Raw genomic sequence first — 16,131 nt, 5'->3', positions numbered from 1 at the left:
CTCAGCTGCCCCTGCAGAGTGCGGTGAGTGCGTCGCGCGTAGGCGCCGTCGGCATCTTGGCGGCGTAGTCGCCGAGCAGGTCGATGGCGAGGTCGCCATCGGCTTCCTGCATGCGCATGCAGTGCGGCTCGTTGCCGCTGCCGTCGATGTCGATGCGGCTCACCGTTTGCGCGAGTTTCGCGTCGCGCGGGGTCAGGGTGAGCGTCCAGTGATCGTCGCCATCGGCGCTGTGCTGCACGGTGAACGCTTGCTCCAGGCGAGATGCATCGCCGCCCAGCAGCGCAACAAAACTATCCAGCAGCAGCTGGAGCTGTGGCGCGCGCTTCAGCGAAAAGCTTCGCGATGAACGGCCTTCACGCTGTTGCGTTACTTCACCATCGCCGATGGTCGACACTTCGCGCGTGGGATGTTCGACCGTGCGCTCGAGCTTGTCGCCACCCAGCCACGCCAGCTGCCCGGAAACGACCAGCGGCTTGTCCAGCATCTTCATGAAGCGCGCTTCGGCAAACGGCGTGCGGGCAGGCGCCGGACGGCCCAGCGAGGCCACCAGCGCGCGTGCCGTGGCGGCGTCTTCAGGCGCCGACGCGTTCGCGTTCGTGTTCGCGCACAGCGACAGCGTCAGGGCGCACAGCAGTGTCCACGTCTTGCTGCCAGAAGTCATAGAAGTTGAACCAGTTGTAGGGGGCGACACGGATGTAGTGTTCCACGCGATGGGCGAAACGGGCGATCACGGCGTCCAGCGCCTGGGCGCGATCCTGTCGTGGAATCTCGATGCGGTCGGCAAACGGCTCGAAAATCAGGCGATAGCGATTGCCGCCTTCATATAGCCCAAAACACAGCACCACCGGCACGCGCAAACTGTGCGCGAGCAGCCAGGGGCCGACCGGAAACGGCGCGGGCTCACCCAGCAACGGCGTGCGGCGCAGTACTTCGTGTTCGCGTCCGCGATCGGCCAGCAGGGCGACCATGGCGCCTTGCTGGCAGGCCTCGGCCATCGCCAGCGTGATCGACGTACCACCCGCGGAAGCATCGATGACGCTGGCGCCCACGTCGGGTGCGAGCGCCTCGAGCAACTGGGTCAAGGCCGGCGTCTTCTGCTTGTCCAGCACCACGCGCAGATGCGTATCCGGGCGACGCGAGCTCAGCGTGCGCAAGGCCTCGAAACTGCCCTGGTGGGTGCCAAGCAGGAGTACGCCGCGCCCCTCGGCGAAGCTGGCCTCCAGCTGCTCCAGGCCCTCCACCGTGACGTCGAAGCCCTTCTCGCCGCGGGCGAGCAGGAAGACACGATCCAGCATGGTCGATGCGAAGCAGTGAATGTGCTTCATCACGTGCCAGGGCGTGATCGGCTTGTCCAGCACGCGCTCGAGGAAACGGCGCGATGCGACGCGCTCGGGCCCGCGACGCAGATAGAAATAGAGCGTGATCGGATACAGGATCAGCCGGGCGAGCGGACGACCGCCGTACAGGGCGATGCTGCGGATCAGCCACAACGCAAAGCGTCCGCCGCCTTCAGGGCGACTCTGCCAGTGTTCGCTCATATCGTTCCCTCGATGGAGCCTCGCGCGAGCAGATCGTCGCCGCGATGAATCTCAAAACGTACGCGGCCCTGGGCTTCGATGAGCGCGATCCGCGCTTCCTGTTCCGGTAGGAGCGGCGCGACAAACTTTGCTTCCAGCACGCGCGCAAGCCGCTGGCCGCGCCAATCGCGCAAGGCCAGTGCGACCTCTTCGAGCAGCATGACGCCGGGCACCAATGGTGAACCGGGGAAGTGACCCGGCAGGCAGGCATGATCCGCGCTCACCCGAAACACGCGCTGAAAGGCCGCCTGACTCATGGCGAGGCCGAATCGTCGCCGCGCACCAGCGCCGGCCAGCGCGCCGCGATGCCCATGGCCAGCTCGTGGAAGCGTGGGTGGTGCACATGACGCAGATGCCAGCGGCGGAACAGGTTCTCCAGCAGGAAAGCGCTGGCGATCAACACGTAGCCACCTACATGCACATAGGATTGCGCGATGCCCGCCGGCACCGGCCAGGGCGAGGTGATGCCCAGCGAGCCAAGCAGGCCGCCCGGTTCCGCACACAGCAGCAAGACGGCCAGCACGAGGGCTTGTGCTGCCGTGAGCAGCGTCCAGAACCAGGTGAGGTGGCGCGCATACGGCGCAATGCCGGGTACAGCCAGTCGCTCAGGACCTTCCAATGCTTCGATAAAGCGCGCGATCAGCGGCGTCTGGCCTGCCCGCAGCGTGCGGCCGAACAGCGAGGCCAGCAGGATATTGATGGCGATCGGCACGCATTCCAGCAGCAGGCCCACCATGCCGTGCAGCCACAGCCAGGCCATGGCCGCCAGCGTACCTGTCCATACGATCCACGGCATGGCGCGGCGCGTAGCCAGCGCAGGAATCATCAACACGGTAAGCAGCAAGGCGCAGGCCGCCAGCGAGAAGCCCTGGCGGTGGGTCAGCACGCCAGCCATCGCCAGCACCGGATAGCCGAACATCAGCGGCATCCAGCGCCGCGACGTCGATTTCGGTGAAGCTGCGTTTGGTGACGACATGGGTTGCTCAGCCTGCATGACGATGAAACCGCGTCGACCTAAGTCTGCCGCGTGCGCGGTACATCATGCCCGATGGATATTAAACGGCGCGCTGCCGTTCAATGTGCTCGGAGAGCGTGCGCAGGCTGGTGAAGATCTTGCGATTCTCGGGGTTGTCCGAGCGCAGCTGGAAGCCGTAGCGCTTGGACACGGCCAGGGCGATTTCCAGGGCGTCGATGGAGTCCAGGCCCAGATCGCCGCCGAAAAGCGGTGCATCGGGGTCAATCTGGTCGGCCGTGACGGTTTCCAGATTGAGGCTGTCCACGATCAGCGTGGCCAGTTCGTGTTGTGCGGTGCTCTGCTCGGCCATGCCTTTCCGTACCCGAATTCTTGCGTCTCTCCCCCAGAGCCGCAGGCCGGCCAGTGTACCATAGCGTCCCAGAGTCTCCGGTTGGATGCCCATGGTTCAGGGTTGTGAAAACGTCAGGCCGGCGCTGCGTCGCGCGCCGCAGGTGTCCTACCGGTGGGTCGATCCGGATGCAGTCTTGCAGGATGCCGGCACGCTCGCCGTATTCGGTTTCGGCACCGGCGCCGCGCGCAGCATCGATCCCCGCTGGCTGCCGGTCGACCTGGAAATCTTTGACGCTCCGACGCCGCTGGAGATCTGGCAGGTCGATGGCCCCGTGACGCAGGGGCGGGTGGGCGATCTGCAATGGTCGAGCGGTGACGGCTGGCTGTTCGCCGCCATCACACTGGATGAAAACCTCCATGGCGGCCTGCGCGCCGCGGCGGCGACCGCTTACGCGCAGTTATGCGAGTTTGTCGCCACGCGCCGCGAGCGCCACGTGCAGCGCATCTGGAACTACCTGGTCGACATCAATGACGGCGCCGGCGACAGCGAGCGCTACAAGCAATTCTGCGAAGGCCGCGCCGAGGGCATGGCCAGCTTTTTCGCTGACGGATTTCCCGCCGCCACCGCCATCGGCCACCACGCCTCGGCGCCGCGCCTGCAGGTTTACCTGCTGGCGTGCGACGAGCCGGGCGAACGCGTAGAGAATCCCCGCCAGGTGAGTGCCTGGCGATACCCACGCCAATACGGTCGCACGCCGCCCAGCTTCGCCCGGGCCATGACCTTGCCGGGCCAGGACGCGCTCGCCATCTCCGGCACGGCCGCCGTGGTGGGTCACGCGTCGGCGCACGAGGATGATCTGCTCGCGCAGCTGGACGAAACCCTGGTGAACCTTGAAGCCCTGCTCTCAAGCGCAAACATGCCGGCCGGCTTCGACACGCAGTCGCCGCTCAAGGCGTATGTGCGCCACCCGACGGATGCGCCCGTGGTGCGCGAATTCCTGCAGCAACGGCTGGCCGGCGTGCCGGTGCTGCTGCTGCACGGCGATATCTGCCGCAGCGAGCTGCTGGTGGAAATCGACGGCTGGCGCTACGCCTGATCAGCCCGACCATCCCTGCGGTGAACGGCAGGCAGGAAACGCCTGGCGGAACCCTCCCACCATGAAATCCGCCAGCGCGGACTTGGCCGCAGGCAGCGCCGCATAGACATCGGCGAGCGCGAGTGCTGCTTTGCCGGTTTCCAGCGCTGACACCGGCACGCTGCTCAACACGGCCGCGTGCACCGTCAGCCCACCGAGGCGATAGCGGAACAGCGCCGTGCAGTCATCCGGGCGGGACTGCCAGCTCATCACGGGATTGGTCTGGCCCAGATAGATCGGCGTGGCGTCGTGCCTGGCCCCCAGTTGTTCGCCTGCACCTGGCAGCAGGGCTTCGGACTCCTGCAACAGGCATTCCTCGCAGGCAGGAATCACGGTATAGGTGACCCAACCCGAGGCCGCACCTTCGGGCGCAGCGAAGGTGTAGTGCGCATTGGCGTCCACGCCGATGGTGGCACGCTGCACGCGCCAGCCCTGGGGCACCGCCATCCACCCGGCCACATCGCCATAAAACCACTGCACGGCGTCCTTCGCAGGCGATGGTGAGCTTGGCAGCGCAGGCAGTTTCGCCGGGTCCGGACGCGTCCAGTCACCCGCGCCCGAATGCACGTCGATCAGTGTGGCGGTGACGCCGCCAAACGAGAGCGTGCGCAAGGCGTAATCGGTTCCTGGCGCCGACCGTATCTCAGGCGTGGCGGGCAGCTCGCGCACGCCCGCCGCCGCATGAACCTGCGGCATCATTCCCCACAGCAAGGCGGTGGCGACGAGCGCAACCGCGTGTCGGAACCGAAAGCGCATGACCACCCCCTGTCGCGTCAGCGGCTAGCAGCTTATACGCGTGCGCCGGCAGCGCGCGAGTCGGTCAAAAGTCCGGTGTGAGGCAGCATCTGTTTCTGGCCGGGCCGTTGCTAGCCGCACTTGCCGGCGAGGACGCGCGCGATGGATCAAGAGGCGGAGGTCTTCGCGTAAGCAGGATCGAGTTGATGCAGGAACGCGCGCACCTGACCGTTGATATACGGATTGGCCTGCCCGCTGTCCTGGTCGATGATGGCCTTGTCCTTGAACGACATGGTCTTCAACAAGCGCCCCGTGCTCGCATCGAACACGTGCACCGTCGCGTTGTAGCTGATCATCGGACGCATGCTGCCGCCGCCCATGGGGTTGGCCGGCGCGGACAAGTCAGGCACGTAGCGCATGGTGATGCGGTACGGCTGCGCCTGCTCCGCAGTGGGCGACGGCGTGCCCGTCATGAAGACCCGGTTGTCCGACGCCACCGTTTCCAGCGCGACGTGCCGGTCGTCCGCCCAGCGGTCGAACGCGCGCTCCACGATGGCGCAATCGACCGTGCTGCTGGTGCATGCCAGATAGGCGTGAAACCGTGGCGCGTCCTGCGCGCCAAACAGCTGCACCGCTGCATCGCCGCTGGGCGAACTGGCGCAGGCATTCAACAGCAGCAACCCGAGCAACGTACCGATCGACATTTCGATGCGCATGACTACTCCGTGATTGGGCCAAGACGCCGGGCGGCGGCAATCCTTCACGACTGCTTGGTCGGTCGCTTCCAACCATGCAGCGTTACCTGCTTGGCGCGTGCGATGGTCAGCTCGCCGGCTGGCGCCTCCTTGCCAATCACCGAACCGGCGCCGATCGTCGCATCCTCGCCCACGGTGACTGGCGCGACCAGCGCGCTGTTGGAACCGATGAAGGCACGGTCGCCGATCACGGTGAGGTGCTTGTTGGCGCCATCGTAATTGCAGGTGATGGTGCCGGCGCCGATGTTCACGCCGCGGCCGATCAGTGTGTCGCCCAGATAGCTCAGGTGATTGGCTTTGCTGCCCTCGCCGAGTACGGCTTTCTTGGTCTCGACGAAATTGCCGATGTGCACGCCCGCCGCCAGCTCCGTGCCCGGACGCAGTCGCGCGAACGGGCCGATCGTGCAGGGCCCGTGCGTCACCACGCCTTCGAGGTCGCAGTGCGCCTGCACCACGGTGCCGCTGGCTAGCTTCACGTCCTTGAGGCGCGTGAACGGGCCGATATGTACGTCATCGCCGAATTGCACGTCGCCTTCGAGCACGACGTTCACGTCGATCTCGACATCCATGCCGGCGCTGACCTTGCCGCGCACATCGATGCGCAGCGGATCGGCGATGCGCACGCCTTCCAGCGCCAACGCCTGGGCCGCACGCGAACGGTACTGAGCCTCAAGCTCCGCCAGCTGCCAGGGATTGTTGGCGCCGGCGGTCTCGAATTCGTCTTCGCATTCCACGCAGGCTGCCGCGCGATTTTCGCCGGCCGCCATGGCGAAGATGTCGGTGAGGTAGTACTCGCCCTGCACATTGTTGCGATCGAGTTTGGACGTCCATCGCTTCAAGGCGACTGCATCGGCCGCCAGGATGCCCGTATTGATCAGGTTCATCGCGCGCTGTGCGTCGTCGGCATCCTTTTCTTCGACCACGGCGCGCACGAAGCCGTTGCCGTCGCGCAGGACGCGGCCGTAGCCGTGCGGATGGGTGACGCGCGTGGCGAGCAGGCTCACCGTGCCTTCGGCTCGTACCAGGGCCTCCAGCGTCTGCGTACGCGTGAGCGGCACGTCGCCGTAGAGCACCAGCACGGTAACGTCGTCGGGCACTTCCAGCAGTGCCTCGCGCACGGCGTGGCCGGTGCCTAGCCGCTGCGACTGCAGCACCCAGTGCAGGTCGTCCTGGCCCTCGAACGCCGCACGCACCTGGTCGCCGCAATGCCCATAGACCACGTGGATCGCCTTCGGCTGCAATGCACGCGCCGCCTCGAGCACGTGGGCAAGCAGGGGCCGGCCGGCCAGGGGCATCAGCACCTTGGCCTTCTTCGACTTCATGCGCTTGCCCTCGCCGGCGGCGAGAACGATGACGTGCAACGGCGTGGTCTTGAGCATGGGATCCAACCTGTCCTTGACTAGCGGCGGAGGATAGCAGCCGAGGCTCAGTGCCCTAAGGCCCTGAGGATGTAGAACCTATGGCTATGGCAGGGCGTGTTTGGCCGCGCTGGCATCGGCAACCGGCTTGCCGTCTTTCCAGGCGAAGCGGAACACGTAGTCAAGACTGAAGGGGCGCGTCTGGCTGCTCACTTGATGACTATTGCCGTTGGCATCCGCGGCCCACTGGCTGAAACGCAGCGGCTCGAACGTCCATTGCATGGTGGTCTCACGCACGGCCTGATCGAACAGGCGGATCTGCGCATCGGCCTGCGCCTCATCGGTGATGCGTACCTCGACCACCTTGCCTGCTTCGTTGACGACAAGCGTGGCCTCCACCTCCTGTGGCGGCAGGCGCTGATCGAGCAGGGCGGCCGGGTACGGCGGCGAGGGATGATCCCAGGGAATCGCCCCGGTAGAGATCTCACCCATGGCGAGCTGGTAGTGCTGCATATCGTCCTTGGCCACGGACCTATACGAGGTGTCACCTTCAGTGGACGGCTTGGTCGAGGTGGCGTGAGGTGCGTTCGCGCACCCGGCCAGCGAAGCGATCAACGCGACCAACAGGAACCTTGGGAACCTGTGCCAATCAGCTTGCTGCTTCGCATCCATGTCGTAGCCCCCTCGCTGTCGAGTAGCCTCAGCATAAACAAAAACGCCGGCCCAGGGCCGGCGTTCTGCGGGGTGCTACCCGGGCAAGCTTGCTCAGTGCTTGAGCGTCTTGCGCATGCGCTCCAGCGCCTGCAGCTGGGTGATGGCCTGGGCCAGCTTGGCCTGCGCCTCGGCGATCTCGACCGCGTCGGTGCGATTGGCCAGGGCGTCTTCCGCTTCCTGCTTGGCGCGCTGGGCGGCGGCTTCATCCAGGTCGGAGGCGCGTGCGGCGGTATCGGCCAGCACGGTGACAACCTGCGGCTGCACTTCCAGGATGCCGCCGGACACCCAGAACTGCTGACGCTCGCCATTGGCCAGCACCACATCCACGTGGCCGGGCTTCAGGCGGGTGATCAGCGGCGCATGGCGGGGCGCGATGCCCAGTTCGCCCATCTCGCCGGTGGCGACCACGAGCTGCGCGTCGCCGGAGAAGATCTCGGCTTCGGCGCTGACGATGTCGACACGGAGGGTATGACTCATGACGGTATTCCGGTGCGTTCGGTGAAAAGCAGACGATGCTGTGTGGAGCTAAGTGAAGTGCGGCCTGCGCGCTTCACCGTGATGCCTCACAGGGATCAGGCCGCCTTCTTGGCGCCCATTTCCTCGGCCTTCTTGATGGCCTCGTCGATGCCGCCGACCATGTAGAACGCCTGCTCAGGCAGGTGGTCCACGTCGCCGTCCACGATCATCTTGAAGCCGCGGATGGTTTCCTTCAGCGGCACGTACTTGCCCGGCGAGCCGGTGAACACTTCGGCCACGTGGAACGGCTGCGAGAAGAAGCGCTCGATCTTGCGGGCGCGCGACACGGCCTGCTTGTCGTCTTCGGAGAGCTCGTCCATGCCCAGGATCGCGATGATGTCCTTGAGCTCCTTGTAGCGCTGCAGCGTGCCCTGCACGCGGCGGGCCACGTCGTAGTGCTCGGCGCCGACGATATCCGGATCGAGCTGGCGGCTGGTCGAGTCCAGCGGATCCACGGCCGGGTAGATACCCAGCGAGGCGATGTTACGCGACAGCGTGACGGTCGAATCCAAGTGGGCGAATGTGGTCGCCGGCGAGGGATCGGTAAGGTCATCCGCGGGCACGTACACGGCCTGGATCGAGGTGATCGAACCGGTCTTGGTCGAGGTGATGCGCTCCTGCAGCACGCCCATTTCGGCGGCCAGCGTCGGCTGGTAACCCACGGCGGACGGCATACGGCCGAGCAGCGCGGACACTTCGGTACCGGCCAGCGTGTAGCGGTAGATGTTGTCCACGAACAGCAGCACGTCCTTGCCCTTGCCCGACGCGTCCTTCTCGTCGCGGAAGTACTCGGCCATGGTCAGGCCGGTCAGCGCGACGCGCAGACGGTTGCCCGGCGGCTCGTTCATCTGGCCGTACACCATCGCGACCTTGTCGAGCACGTTGGAGTCTTTCATCTCGTGGTAGAAGTCGTTGCCCTCGCGGGTACGCTCGCCCACGCCGGCGAACACGGACAGACCCGAGTGCGCCTTGGCGATGTTGTTGATGAGCTCCATCATGTTCACGGTCTTGCCCACGCCGGCGCCGCCGAACAGGCCGACCTTGCCGCCCTTGGCGAACGGGCAGATCAGGTCGATGACCTTGATGCCGGTTTCCAGCAGGTCGTTGGCGGTGGCCTGGTCGTCGTAGCTCGGGGCTTCGCGATGGATGACCCAGCGGTCTTCCTCGCCGATCGGGCCGGCTTCGTCGATGGGATTGCCGAGCACGTCCATGATGCGACCCAGCGTGGCCTTGCCGACCGGCACCTTGATGCCTTCGCCGGTATTGCGGGCCACCAGGCCGCGCTTGAGGCCATCGGTGGAACCGAGGGCAATCGTACGGACGATGCCGTCACCCAGCACCTGCTGGACTTCCAGCGTGATGTCGGTGCCGTCGACCTTCAGCGCGTCGTAAACCTGCGGCACCTGATCGCGTGCGAACTCCACGTCGATGACCGCGCCGATGATCTGTACAACTTTGCCCTGACTCATGGATGTGCTCCGGATGGATCTTTTAGTGTCTGTTGCGGCGCCGCTATGCGTCGCCAAAATAATTTTGGGCTACAGCGCCGGTTATACCGCCGCGGCACCACCAACAATCTCGGAAATTTCCTGCGTGATCGCCGCCTGGCGCGCCTTGTTGTAAATCAGCGTCAGTTCGCCGATCACCTTGTTGGCGTTGTCGGATGCGCTCTTCATCGCGACCATGCGCGCGGCATGCTCGCTGGCGAGGTTTTCCAGCACACCCTGGTACACCACCGACTCGATGTAACGACCCAGCACGTGCTCAAGCACGGTGGCGGCATCGGGTTCGTAGATGTAATCCCAGTCGTGCTTCTGCTCGAGCTTGAGGCCCGCCACCGGGAAATCCGGCGAGTTCGGCTTGCCTTCGCCGCTGACCATCTCCTGTGCCACCACCGGCAGCGGCAGCAGTGCGTGGACCGCCGGCTTCTGCGTCATGGTGTTGATGAAGTCGTTGTGGGCCAGGAACACGCGATCGAGCTTGCCTTCGGTGTAGGCATCGAGCATGACCTTGATCACACCGATCAGGCTCTCGACCTTCGGCTTCTCACCCAGGTGGGTGACGCTGCCGATCAGGTTCACGCCCTTGATGCGGCGGAAGAACTGGGTGGCCTTCTGGCCGACGGCGACGACGTCGATTTCCGCGCCCTTGTCCTGCCACTCGCGGATGATCGGCAGCAGGCGACGGAACAGGTTCGAGTTCAGGCCGCCGCACAGACCGCGATCGGTGCTGACCACCAGGAAGCCGACGCGCTGCACCTTCTCGCGCTCCAGCAGGAACGGATGGCTGAAGTCGGTGCTGGCCTGGGCCACGTGCGCGATCACCTTGCGCATGGCACGCGCATAGGGACGCGAGGCCTTCATCAGATCCTGCGCCTTGCGGATCTTCGAGGCCGAGACCATCTCGAGCGCGCGCGTCACCTTGCGCATGTTCTGCGTGCTCTTGATCTTGGTTTTGATTTCGCGTCCGCTTGCCACGTTTGCCTCAACCTATCTGGGTTAGTGCGATCCCGGTCAGCTGACCGGAGTGCGGTACGGCCGTCTGGACGGCCGTACACCCTTTATTGCTTACCAGCTGCCGGTCTTCTTGTACTCGTCGAGCGAGGACTTGAAGGTGGCTTCGATGTCGTTGTTCCAGTCACCGGTGGCGACGATCTTCTTCATCAGCTCGCCGTGGTTCTGGTGCATGAACGCGTGCAGGCCCTTCTCGAACGGCAGCACCTTGTTGACCGGCAGGTCGTCGAGGTAGCCCTTCTCGGCGGCGTACACCGACAGTGCGAGTTCGGCGATGGAGAGCGGCGCGTACTGCGCCTGCTTCATCAGCTCGGTCACGCGCTGGCCGCGGTCCAGCTGGGCGCGGGTGGCCGGGTCCAGGTCCGAGGCGAACTGCGCGAACGCAGCCAGCTCGCGGAACTGCGCCAGGGCCAGCTTCACGCCGCCGGACAGCTTCTTGACGATCTTGGTCTGGGCGGCACCGCCCACGCGCGACACCGAGATACCGGCGTTCACCGCCGGGCGAATGCCGGCGTTGAACAGGTCGGTTTCCAGGAAGATCTGGCCGTCGGTGATCGAGATCACGTTGGTCGGCACGAAGGCGGACACGTCACCGGCCTGCGTTTCGATGATCGGCAGCGCGGTCAGCGAACCGGTCTTGCCCTTCACTTCACCGTTGGTGAACTTCTCGACGTACTCCTCGGAGACGCGAGCCGCACGCTCGAGCAGACGCGAGTGCAAATAGAACACGTCGCCCGGGTAGGCTTCGCGGCCCGGCGGGCGCTTGAGCAGCAGCGAGATCTGGCGGTAGGCCACGGCCTGCTTGGACAGATCGTCATAGATGATCAGCGCGTCTTCGCCGCGGTCGCGGAAGTACTCGCCCATGGCGCAACCCGAATACGGCGCGATGTACTGCAGCGCGGCCGACTCGGAAGCGGAAGCCACCACCACGATGGTGTTGGCCAGCGCGCCGTTCTCTTCGAGCTTGCGCACCACGTTGGCGATCGACGAACGCTTCTGGCCGATGGCAACGTAGATGCACTTAATGCCGGAATCTTTCTGGTTGATGATCGCGTCGATGGCCAGCGCGGTCTTGCCGGTCTGGCGGTCGCCGATGATCAGCTCGCGCTGGCCGCGGCCGATCGGGATCATCGAGTCGACGGACTTGTAGCCCGTCTGCACCGGCTGGTCGACCGACTTACGCCAGATCACGCCCGGCGCGACCTTTTCGATGGCCGAGCTGGTCTTGGCGTTCAGCGGGCCCTTGCCGTCGATCGGGTTGCCCAGCGAATCGACCACGCGACCCAGCAGCTCCGGACCGGTCGGCACTTCGAGGATGCGGCCGGTGGTCTTGGCGGTGTCGCCTTCGCGCAGGTGCTGGTATTCGCCCAGCACCACGGCGCCCACCGAGTCGCGCTCGAGGTTCAGCGCCAGCGCATAGGAGTTGCCCGGCAGTTCGATCATTTCGCCCTGCATCACATCGGCCAGGCCGTGGATGCGCACGATGCCGTCGGACACGCTGATGATGGTGCCTTCGTTACGTGCTTCCGCGCCGAGCTTGAACTGCTCGATGCGGGTCTTGATCAGTTCGCTGATCTCGGACGGGTTCAAGGTGGAGCTGGACATGGGTCGATATCCTGAGATTTGAGTCTTTTTTGAAGCGCCTGCCGCGGGCGGGGCTCTTCGCGAAACGGACTTCGCTTAAATTTTTAGGCAGTCAAGGCGCGGGTCATGCGCGCCAGACGTCCACGAGCCGAACCGTCGATCACTTCGCTGCCGGTATCGATCACCACGCCACCCAGCAGCGAGGCGTCGACCTGGGTTTCCAGTTCGATCTCGCGCTTGAAGCGACGCTTCAGCGACACCTTCAGCTGTTCAGCCTGGGCGGCATCCAGCGCGAATGCACTGGTCACCTTCACCAACAGCTGCGATTCGGATTCGCGCTTGTACTGTTCGTACAGCGCGGCGATTTCCGGCAGCAGCGCCATGCGACGGTGCTCGGCCAGCTCACCCAGGAAACGGGCGAACGGCGCGTCGGCAGCCATGCCCTGCGGCAGGTGCAACGCGACCAGCTGGTCCGACGTCACGCGCGGATCGTTGCCGAAACCGGCCACGCGCGAGTCCTTTGCCACTTCCGCGGCAAAGGCCAGCGCCTGCGACCATGCGCCCAGCGAGCCGGCCGCATGGGCTACCTCGAAGGCGGCACGCGCATACGGACGGGCGAGGGTGATTGCCTGTGCCATGGCTTAGATCTCGGCCGCGAGCTGGTCGAGCATCGCCTTGTGGGCGTTGACGTCGACTTCGCGCTGCACGATTTTCTCCGCACCCTGGACCGCCAGACGGCCGACCCAGCCACGCAGTTCTTCGCGCGCACGCTGCTGCATGCTGACGATTTCCTCGGCAGCGGCGGCCTTCAGACGGCTGGCCTCGGTCACGGCTTCGGCGCGAGCCTTGTCCACGATCTGGTTGGCCTGCTGCTGTGCTCGCTCGATGATCTCGTTGGCCTGCTGACGGGCCTGCTTGATCTCGACGGCCACCTTGGCGTCGGCGTCCTTGAGTTCGGCGCGCGCCTTTTCAGCGGCGGCCAGACCATCGGCAACCTTCTTCTGGCGCTCTTCAATCGCGTGATTGAGCTGCGGCCAGATGAACTTGGTGGTGAACCAGACCAGGATGGCAAAAGAAACCATCTGGCCCAGGAAAGTCAGATTGATATTCATGAGCTTTCCAAATACTCCCGAACGCGTTGAAGCTGACGTGAAGCCGCGGCTTTGGATTCGCCGCGGCACCACCTAACCCGCTCTCCGATCGGCCTTGCGGCCAAGCGAATACTTAGTGCGGCAGGACGCTGATCAGCGGGTTCGAGAAGGCGAACAGCAGCGCAACGGCCAGGCCGATGATGAACGCAGCGTCGATCAGGCCGGCGAGCAGGAACATGCGGCCCTGCAGCAGCGGCACCAGCTCCGGCTGACGTGCGGCGGACTCAAGGAACTTGGAACCCATGATGGCGATACCCAAGCAAGCGCCCAGAGCGCCGAGGCCGATGATGATGCCGATGGCAATGGCGGTCAGGCCCTGCACGTGTGCGATGAGTTCCATGGTGTTCTCCTGTGAATCGATAACGGGTTGTTGGTTGGAACAAGAAAGATGAAGCGAAACTTGGAGTAAAGCGAAACTTAGTGATGCTCACGCGCCGTCGCGATGTAGACGATGGTCAGCATCATGAAGATGAACGCCTGCAGCAGGATGATCAGGATGTGGAAGATCGCCCATACGGTGTTGAACAGCACACCCGGCAGGAAGCTGATCCAGCCCGCGAACAGGCCCGCGATCAGCATGAAGACCAGCTCACCGCCGTACATGTTGCCGAACAGTCGCATGGCGAGCGAGACCGGCTTGGACAGGTATTCGATGACGTTGAGCGCGAGGTTGAACGGCATCAGGATGATCTTGACGACCACGTTGTCCGCATGGAACGGCGCCGTGATCAGCTCCCAGCCAAAGCCGCCCACGCCCTTGGCCTTCATGCCGTGCGCGAGCACGATGAAGAACACGGCCAGGGCCAGGCCCATGGTGGTGTTGATGTCGGCGGTGGGAACCCAGCGGAAGAAGGTGTGGTGAGCAACCTCGGCACCGGCGATGGTCTTCACGCCCCAGCCGGGCGCATCCAGCGGCAACAGGTCCATCGTGTTCAGGAACACGACCCACATGAAGATGGACAACGCCAGCGGGGTCACCGTACGGCGATCGCCGTGGAAGGTGTCCTTCACCTGGGTGTCGACGAACTCCACGATGATCTCGACGAAGGCCTGGCCCTTGGACGGTACGCCCGAAGTCGCCTTGCGGGCCTTCAGCCAGAACCACAGGCAGAACAGGGCACCCAGCACGAAGGACACGACGAGCGAGTCGACGTGGATCTTCATGAACGCACCATCACCCAGGCTCACCACATTGTGGTGAAGGTGATGCTGGATGTACTCAGTTAGTCCGCCCTGCGGCTCGCTTGCCATGTGTTAGCCCTTGAATCTGAACGCCAGCAGATTTATTGCGTAAGCAGCCACCAGCCCCGTGATGGCAGCTAGTGGCGGTAATTTCCATTGACCCAGGATCGCGATCAGCCCTCCGAAGATCACGATCCACTTCAGGACCAAACCTGACATCACGTGCCACATGGCCGTGCCTCCCCCACCCAACCCCTTGAAGGAGCGCCACGCCAGCAGCGCGGAACCCAGCGCCACCAGCGTGGCGCCTGCAGCGGCCGCCACGGCTTCGCGGGGCCCCTGCATCAGGAAGGTGAGACCGACGGCCACCGCCACGGCGAGCTGCAGCAAAATCATGCGCAGTGCCAGACGACGACCGGAAGCAAGACTGTTGATCACGTGATGTTCCCGCGCGGCTTCGCTCAAGGCGGCACCGAACCAGCTGCGGGCCACGGTCCAATCCCAAAAAGTATATCAGCGGGGCATTTACAGCGACAAGCCGCGGCTGGCGCGACATCTTGTCCACAGGCCGATCTGTTCACAAAACTAGCAGCCGTCGTGAGAACTCACGAAAGAAAAAGGGCCGGACAACCGTCCGGCCCTTAGACGCAACTGGGGGGAAGAAGCGCTGCGTCGCTAAGCGGTCTTACTTGGCGCCAGCGGCGGCAGCGGCCTTCTTGACGGCGGCAACCGGAGCGGCCACGGCGTCGTTGGCAGCCTGCTGCTGCTCCTGCGCGAGCGCGCTGAGCGATTCGGCGGTCTTCTGCGTCACGGCGATGATTTCCTGGGTGACGGCCACGGCGCGCTCGGCGTTTTCACGACCGGCGGCAGCTGCCTTTTCCCAAAGGACGCGGAAACCGTCGATATCGCGGGTCTCGAGGGCGCCACTGAAGAAGTCAGCCGCAGCTTCCGTCTGCTTTTCCAGCGCACGGATCTGCAGATCGGCGACCTGCTCCAAACCCTTGAAGGCCACCGACTGTGCCTTGAAGGCGCTATCGGCCAGCTGCTTGGCGTAGGCGAAAACCTGGGAGTTCAGTTGCTGCGTCATGACTTGGGTCCCTCGACGGGATTAGGGGTAGTGGCGGCTACCCTACCAAATCATTTTGTGCATTGCAATATATTTTTCCTGAACACGAACACGTGTCATGAAAAATTCAAGATTACCAATCCGTTACAGTCAAACGCTCATTTATTGCGACGCGTCAAAAGCTGTCACGGCTACAACTGGCACCCGAGGTACAGGTCTCGTGCACCACCACCTTGTCCAGACCCGGCAGGGCCGGCTGCAGGCGCTTGAAGATCCAGCGGCACAGTACTTCGCTGGTGGGATTCTCCAGGCCCTCGATGTCATTGAGGTAATGATGGTCGAGCTGGTCAAACAGCGGCGCGAAGGCCGCTTTGACGTCCGCGAAGTCCATCACCCAGCCCAGCGTGGGATCAGGCTCGCCCTCGACGTGGATCTGGATACGGAACGAATGCCCGTGCAGCCGCGCGCACTTGTGGCCCGGCGGCACGTTCGGCAGGCGGTGAGCCGCCTCGATGTGGAATTCTTTGAAGATATGCAT

General features: G+C 64.3%; 21 protein-coding genes. 1 reads left to right on the top strand and 20 read right to left on the bottom strand.

Annotation, left to right across the window (positions count from 1 at the left end; genetic code table 11):
- Window position 1: 1 nt before the first annotated feature.
- The 5 genes from AB4Y82_RS04575 to AB4Y82_RS04555 all read right to left on the bottom strand — a co-directional run bounded on the left by AB4Y82_RS04575 (window position 2) and on the right by AB4Y82_RS04555 (window position 2,902).
- Window positions 2–661 (bottom strand): LolA-related protein, encoded by a 660-nt coding sequence (locus tag AB4Y82_RS04575; RefSeq protein ID WP_441601966.1) that lies wholly within the window; start codon window positions 659–661, stop codon window positions 2–4.
- Window positions 573–1,538 (bottom strand): LpxL/LpxP family acyltransferase, encoded by a 966-nt coding sequence (locus tag AB4Y82_RS04570; RefSeq protein WP_441601965.1) that lies wholly within the window; start codon window positions 1,536–1,538, stop codon window positions 573–575. Before AB4Y82_RS04570 ends, AB4Y82_RS04575 begins: the two co-directional genes overlap by 89 nt.
- A complete protein-coding gene (locus tag AB4Y82_RS04565; RefSeq protein WP_441601964.1) occupies window positions 1,535–1,834 on the bottom strand; it encodes a hydroxymyristoyl-ACP dehydratase in 300 nt (99 codons plus the stop codon). The genes AB4Y82_RS04570 and AB4Y82_RS04565 overlap by 4 nt, the downstream gene beginning before the upstream one ends.
- On the bottom strand, window positions 1,831–2,553 hold the full coding sequence (locus AB4Y82_RS04560; RefSeq protein WP_441601963.1) for a xanthomonadin biosynthesis protein: 723 nt from the start codon (window positions 2,551–2,553) through the stop codon (window positions 1,831–1,833). The genes AB4Y82_RS04565 and AB4Y82_RS04560 overlap by 4 nt, the downstream gene beginning before the upstream one ends.
- 79 nt (window positions 2,554–2,632) lie before the next feature.
- Window positions 2,633–2,902 carry a phosphopantetheine-binding protein gene (locus AB4Y82_RS04555; protein WP_046971235.1) on the bottom strand — a complete coding sequence of 90 codons (270 nt, stop codon included), beginning with the start codon at window positions 2,900–2,902 and terminating at the stop codon, window positions 2,633–2,635.
- A 91-nt stretch (window positions 2,903–2,993) separates the two neighbouring features.
- Between AB4Y82_RS04555 and AB4Y82_RS04550 the strand changes: the two genes are divergently transcribed.
- Entirely contained in the window at window positions 2,994–3,980 is a 987-nt protein-coding gene (locus AB4Y82_RS04550) for a chorismate transformation enzyme, FkbO/Hyg5 family (protein ID WP_441601962.1), read from the top strand.
- Here the strand turns inward: AB4Y82_RS04550 and AB4Y82_RS04545 are convergent, their stop codons facing one another.
- From AB4Y82_RS04545 to queD, 15 genes are all read right to left on the bottom strand, one after another.
- The gene (locus AB4Y82_RS04545; protein ID WP_441601961.1) at window positions 3,981–4,775 is read right to left on the bottom strand and encodes a hypothetical protein; all 795 of its coding nucleotides are present in this window, start codon (window positions 4,773–4,775) and stop codon (window positions 3,981–3,983) included.
- 146 nt (window positions 4,776–4,921) lie between these two features.
- Complete coding sequence (locus AB4Y82_RS04540) at window positions 4,922–5,470, bottom strand: hypothetical protein (protein WP_441601960.1); 549 nt, start codon at window positions 5,468–5,470, stop codon at window positions 4,922–4,924.
- 44 nt (window positions 5,471–5,514) lie between these two features.
- Window positions 5,515–6,888 carry a bifunctional UDP-N-acetylglucosamine diphosphorylase/glucosamine-1-phosphate N-acetyltransferase GlmU gene (gene glmU, locus AB4Y82_RS04535; protein WP_441601959.1) on the bottom strand — a complete coding sequence of 458 codons (1,374 nt, stop codon included), beginning with the start codon at window positions 6,886–6,888 and terminating at the stop codon, window positions 5,515–5,517.
- Between the two features lie 84 nt (window positions 6,889–6,972).
- Window positions 6,973–7,395 carry a hypothetical protein gene (locus tag AB4Y82_RS04530; RefSeq protein ID WP_441601958.1) on the bottom strand — a complete coding sequence of 141 codons (423 nt, stop codon included), beginning with the start codon at window positions 7,393–7,395 and terminating at the stop codon, window positions 6,973–6,975.
- A 237-nt stretch (window positions 7,396–7,632) separates the two neighbouring features.
- A complete protein-coding gene (locus AB4Y82_RS04525; protein ID WP_441601957.1) occupies window positions 7,633–8,058 on the bottom strand; it encodes a F0F1 ATP synthase subunit epsilon in 426 nt (141 codons plus the stop codon).
- A gap of 95 nt (window positions 8,059–8,153) precedes the next feature.
- A complete protein-coding gene (gene atpD / locus AB4Y82_RS04520) occupies window positions 8,154–9,566 on the bottom strand; it encodes a F0F1 ATP synthase subunit beta (RefSeq protein WP_441601956.1) in 1,413 nt (470 codons plus the stop codon).
- Window positions 9,567–9,647: 81 nt separating this feature from the next.
- A complete protein-coding gene (gene atpG / locus AB4Y82_RS04515; protein WP_204634670.1) occupies window positions 9,648–10,574 on the bottom strand; it encodes a F0F1 ATP synthase subunit gamma in 927 nt (308 codons plus the stop codon).
- A 90-nt stretch (window positions 10,575–10,664) separates the two neighbouring features.
- Complete coding sequence (atpA, locus tag AB4Y82_RS04510) at window positions 10,665–12,215, bottom strand: F0F1 ATP synthase subunit alpha (protein ID WP_441601955.1); 1,551 nt, start codon at window positions 12,213–12,215, stop codon at window positions 10,665–10,667.
- Window positions 12,216–12,298: 83 nt separating this feature from the next.
- Window positions 12,299–12,832 carry a F0F1 ATP synthase subunit delta gene (locus AB4Y82_RS04505; RefSeq protein ID WP_441601954.1) on the bottom strand — a complete coding sequence of 178 codons (534 nt, stop codon included), beginning with the start codon at window positions 12,830–12,832 and terminating at the stop codon, window positions 12,299–12,301.
- Window positions 12,833–12,835: 3 nt separating this feature from the next.
- Entirely contained in the window at window positions 12,836–13,306 is a 471-nt protein-coding gene (locus AB4Y82_RS04500; protein ID WP_441601953.1) for a F0F1 ATP synthase subunit B, read from the bottom strand.
- 112 nt (window positions 13,307–13,418) lie between these two features.
- Window positions 13,419–13,685, bottom strand: coding sequence for a F0F1 ATP synthase subunit C (gene atpE / locus AB4Y82_RS04495; RefSeq protein ID WP_266159141.1), 267 nt, complete (start codon window positions 13,683–13,685; stop codon window positions 13,419–13,421).
- Between the two features lie 77 nt (window positions 13,686–13,762).
- Window positions 13,763–14,596 carry a F0F1 ATP synthase subunit A gene (atpB, locus tag AB4Y82_RS04490; protein ID WP_441601952.1) on the bottom strand — a complete coding sequence of 278 codons (834 nt, stop codon included), beginning with the start codon at window positions 14,594–14,596 and terminating at the stop codon, window positions 13,763–13,765.
- Window positions 14,597–14,599: 3 nt separating this feature from the next.
- The gene (locus tag AB4Y82_RS04485; protein WP_441601951.1) at window positions 14,600–14,992 is read right to left on the bottom strand and encodes a hypothetical protein; all 393 of its coding nucleotides are present in this window, start codon (window positions 14,990–14,992) and stop codon (window positions 14,600–14,602) included.
- Window positions 14,993–15,212: 220 nt separating this feature from the next.
- Entirely contained in the window at window positions 15,213–15,614 is a 402-nt protein-coding gene (locus AB4Y82_RS04480) for a phasin family protein (RefSeq protein WP_441601950.1), read from the bottom strand.
- A gap of 154 nt (window positions 15,615–15,768) precedes the next feature.
- Window positions 15,769–16,131, bottom strand: a complete 363-nt coding sequence (gene queD, locus AB4Y82_RS04475) for a 6-carboxytetrahydropterin synthase QueD (RefSeq protein ID WP_441601949.1) — start codon at window positions 16,129–16,131, stop codon at window positions 15,769–15,771.

The sequence above is a fragment of the Dyella sp. 2YAF14 genome, assembly GCF_052114725.1.
Taxonomy (GTDB): domain Bacteria; phylum Pseudomonadota; class Gammaproteobacteria; order Xanthomonadales; family Rhodanobacteraceae; genus Dyella.
The sequence above is the reverse complement of the archived record's forward strand: the minus strand, read 5'-3'. Positions and strand labels throughout refer to the sequence as shown.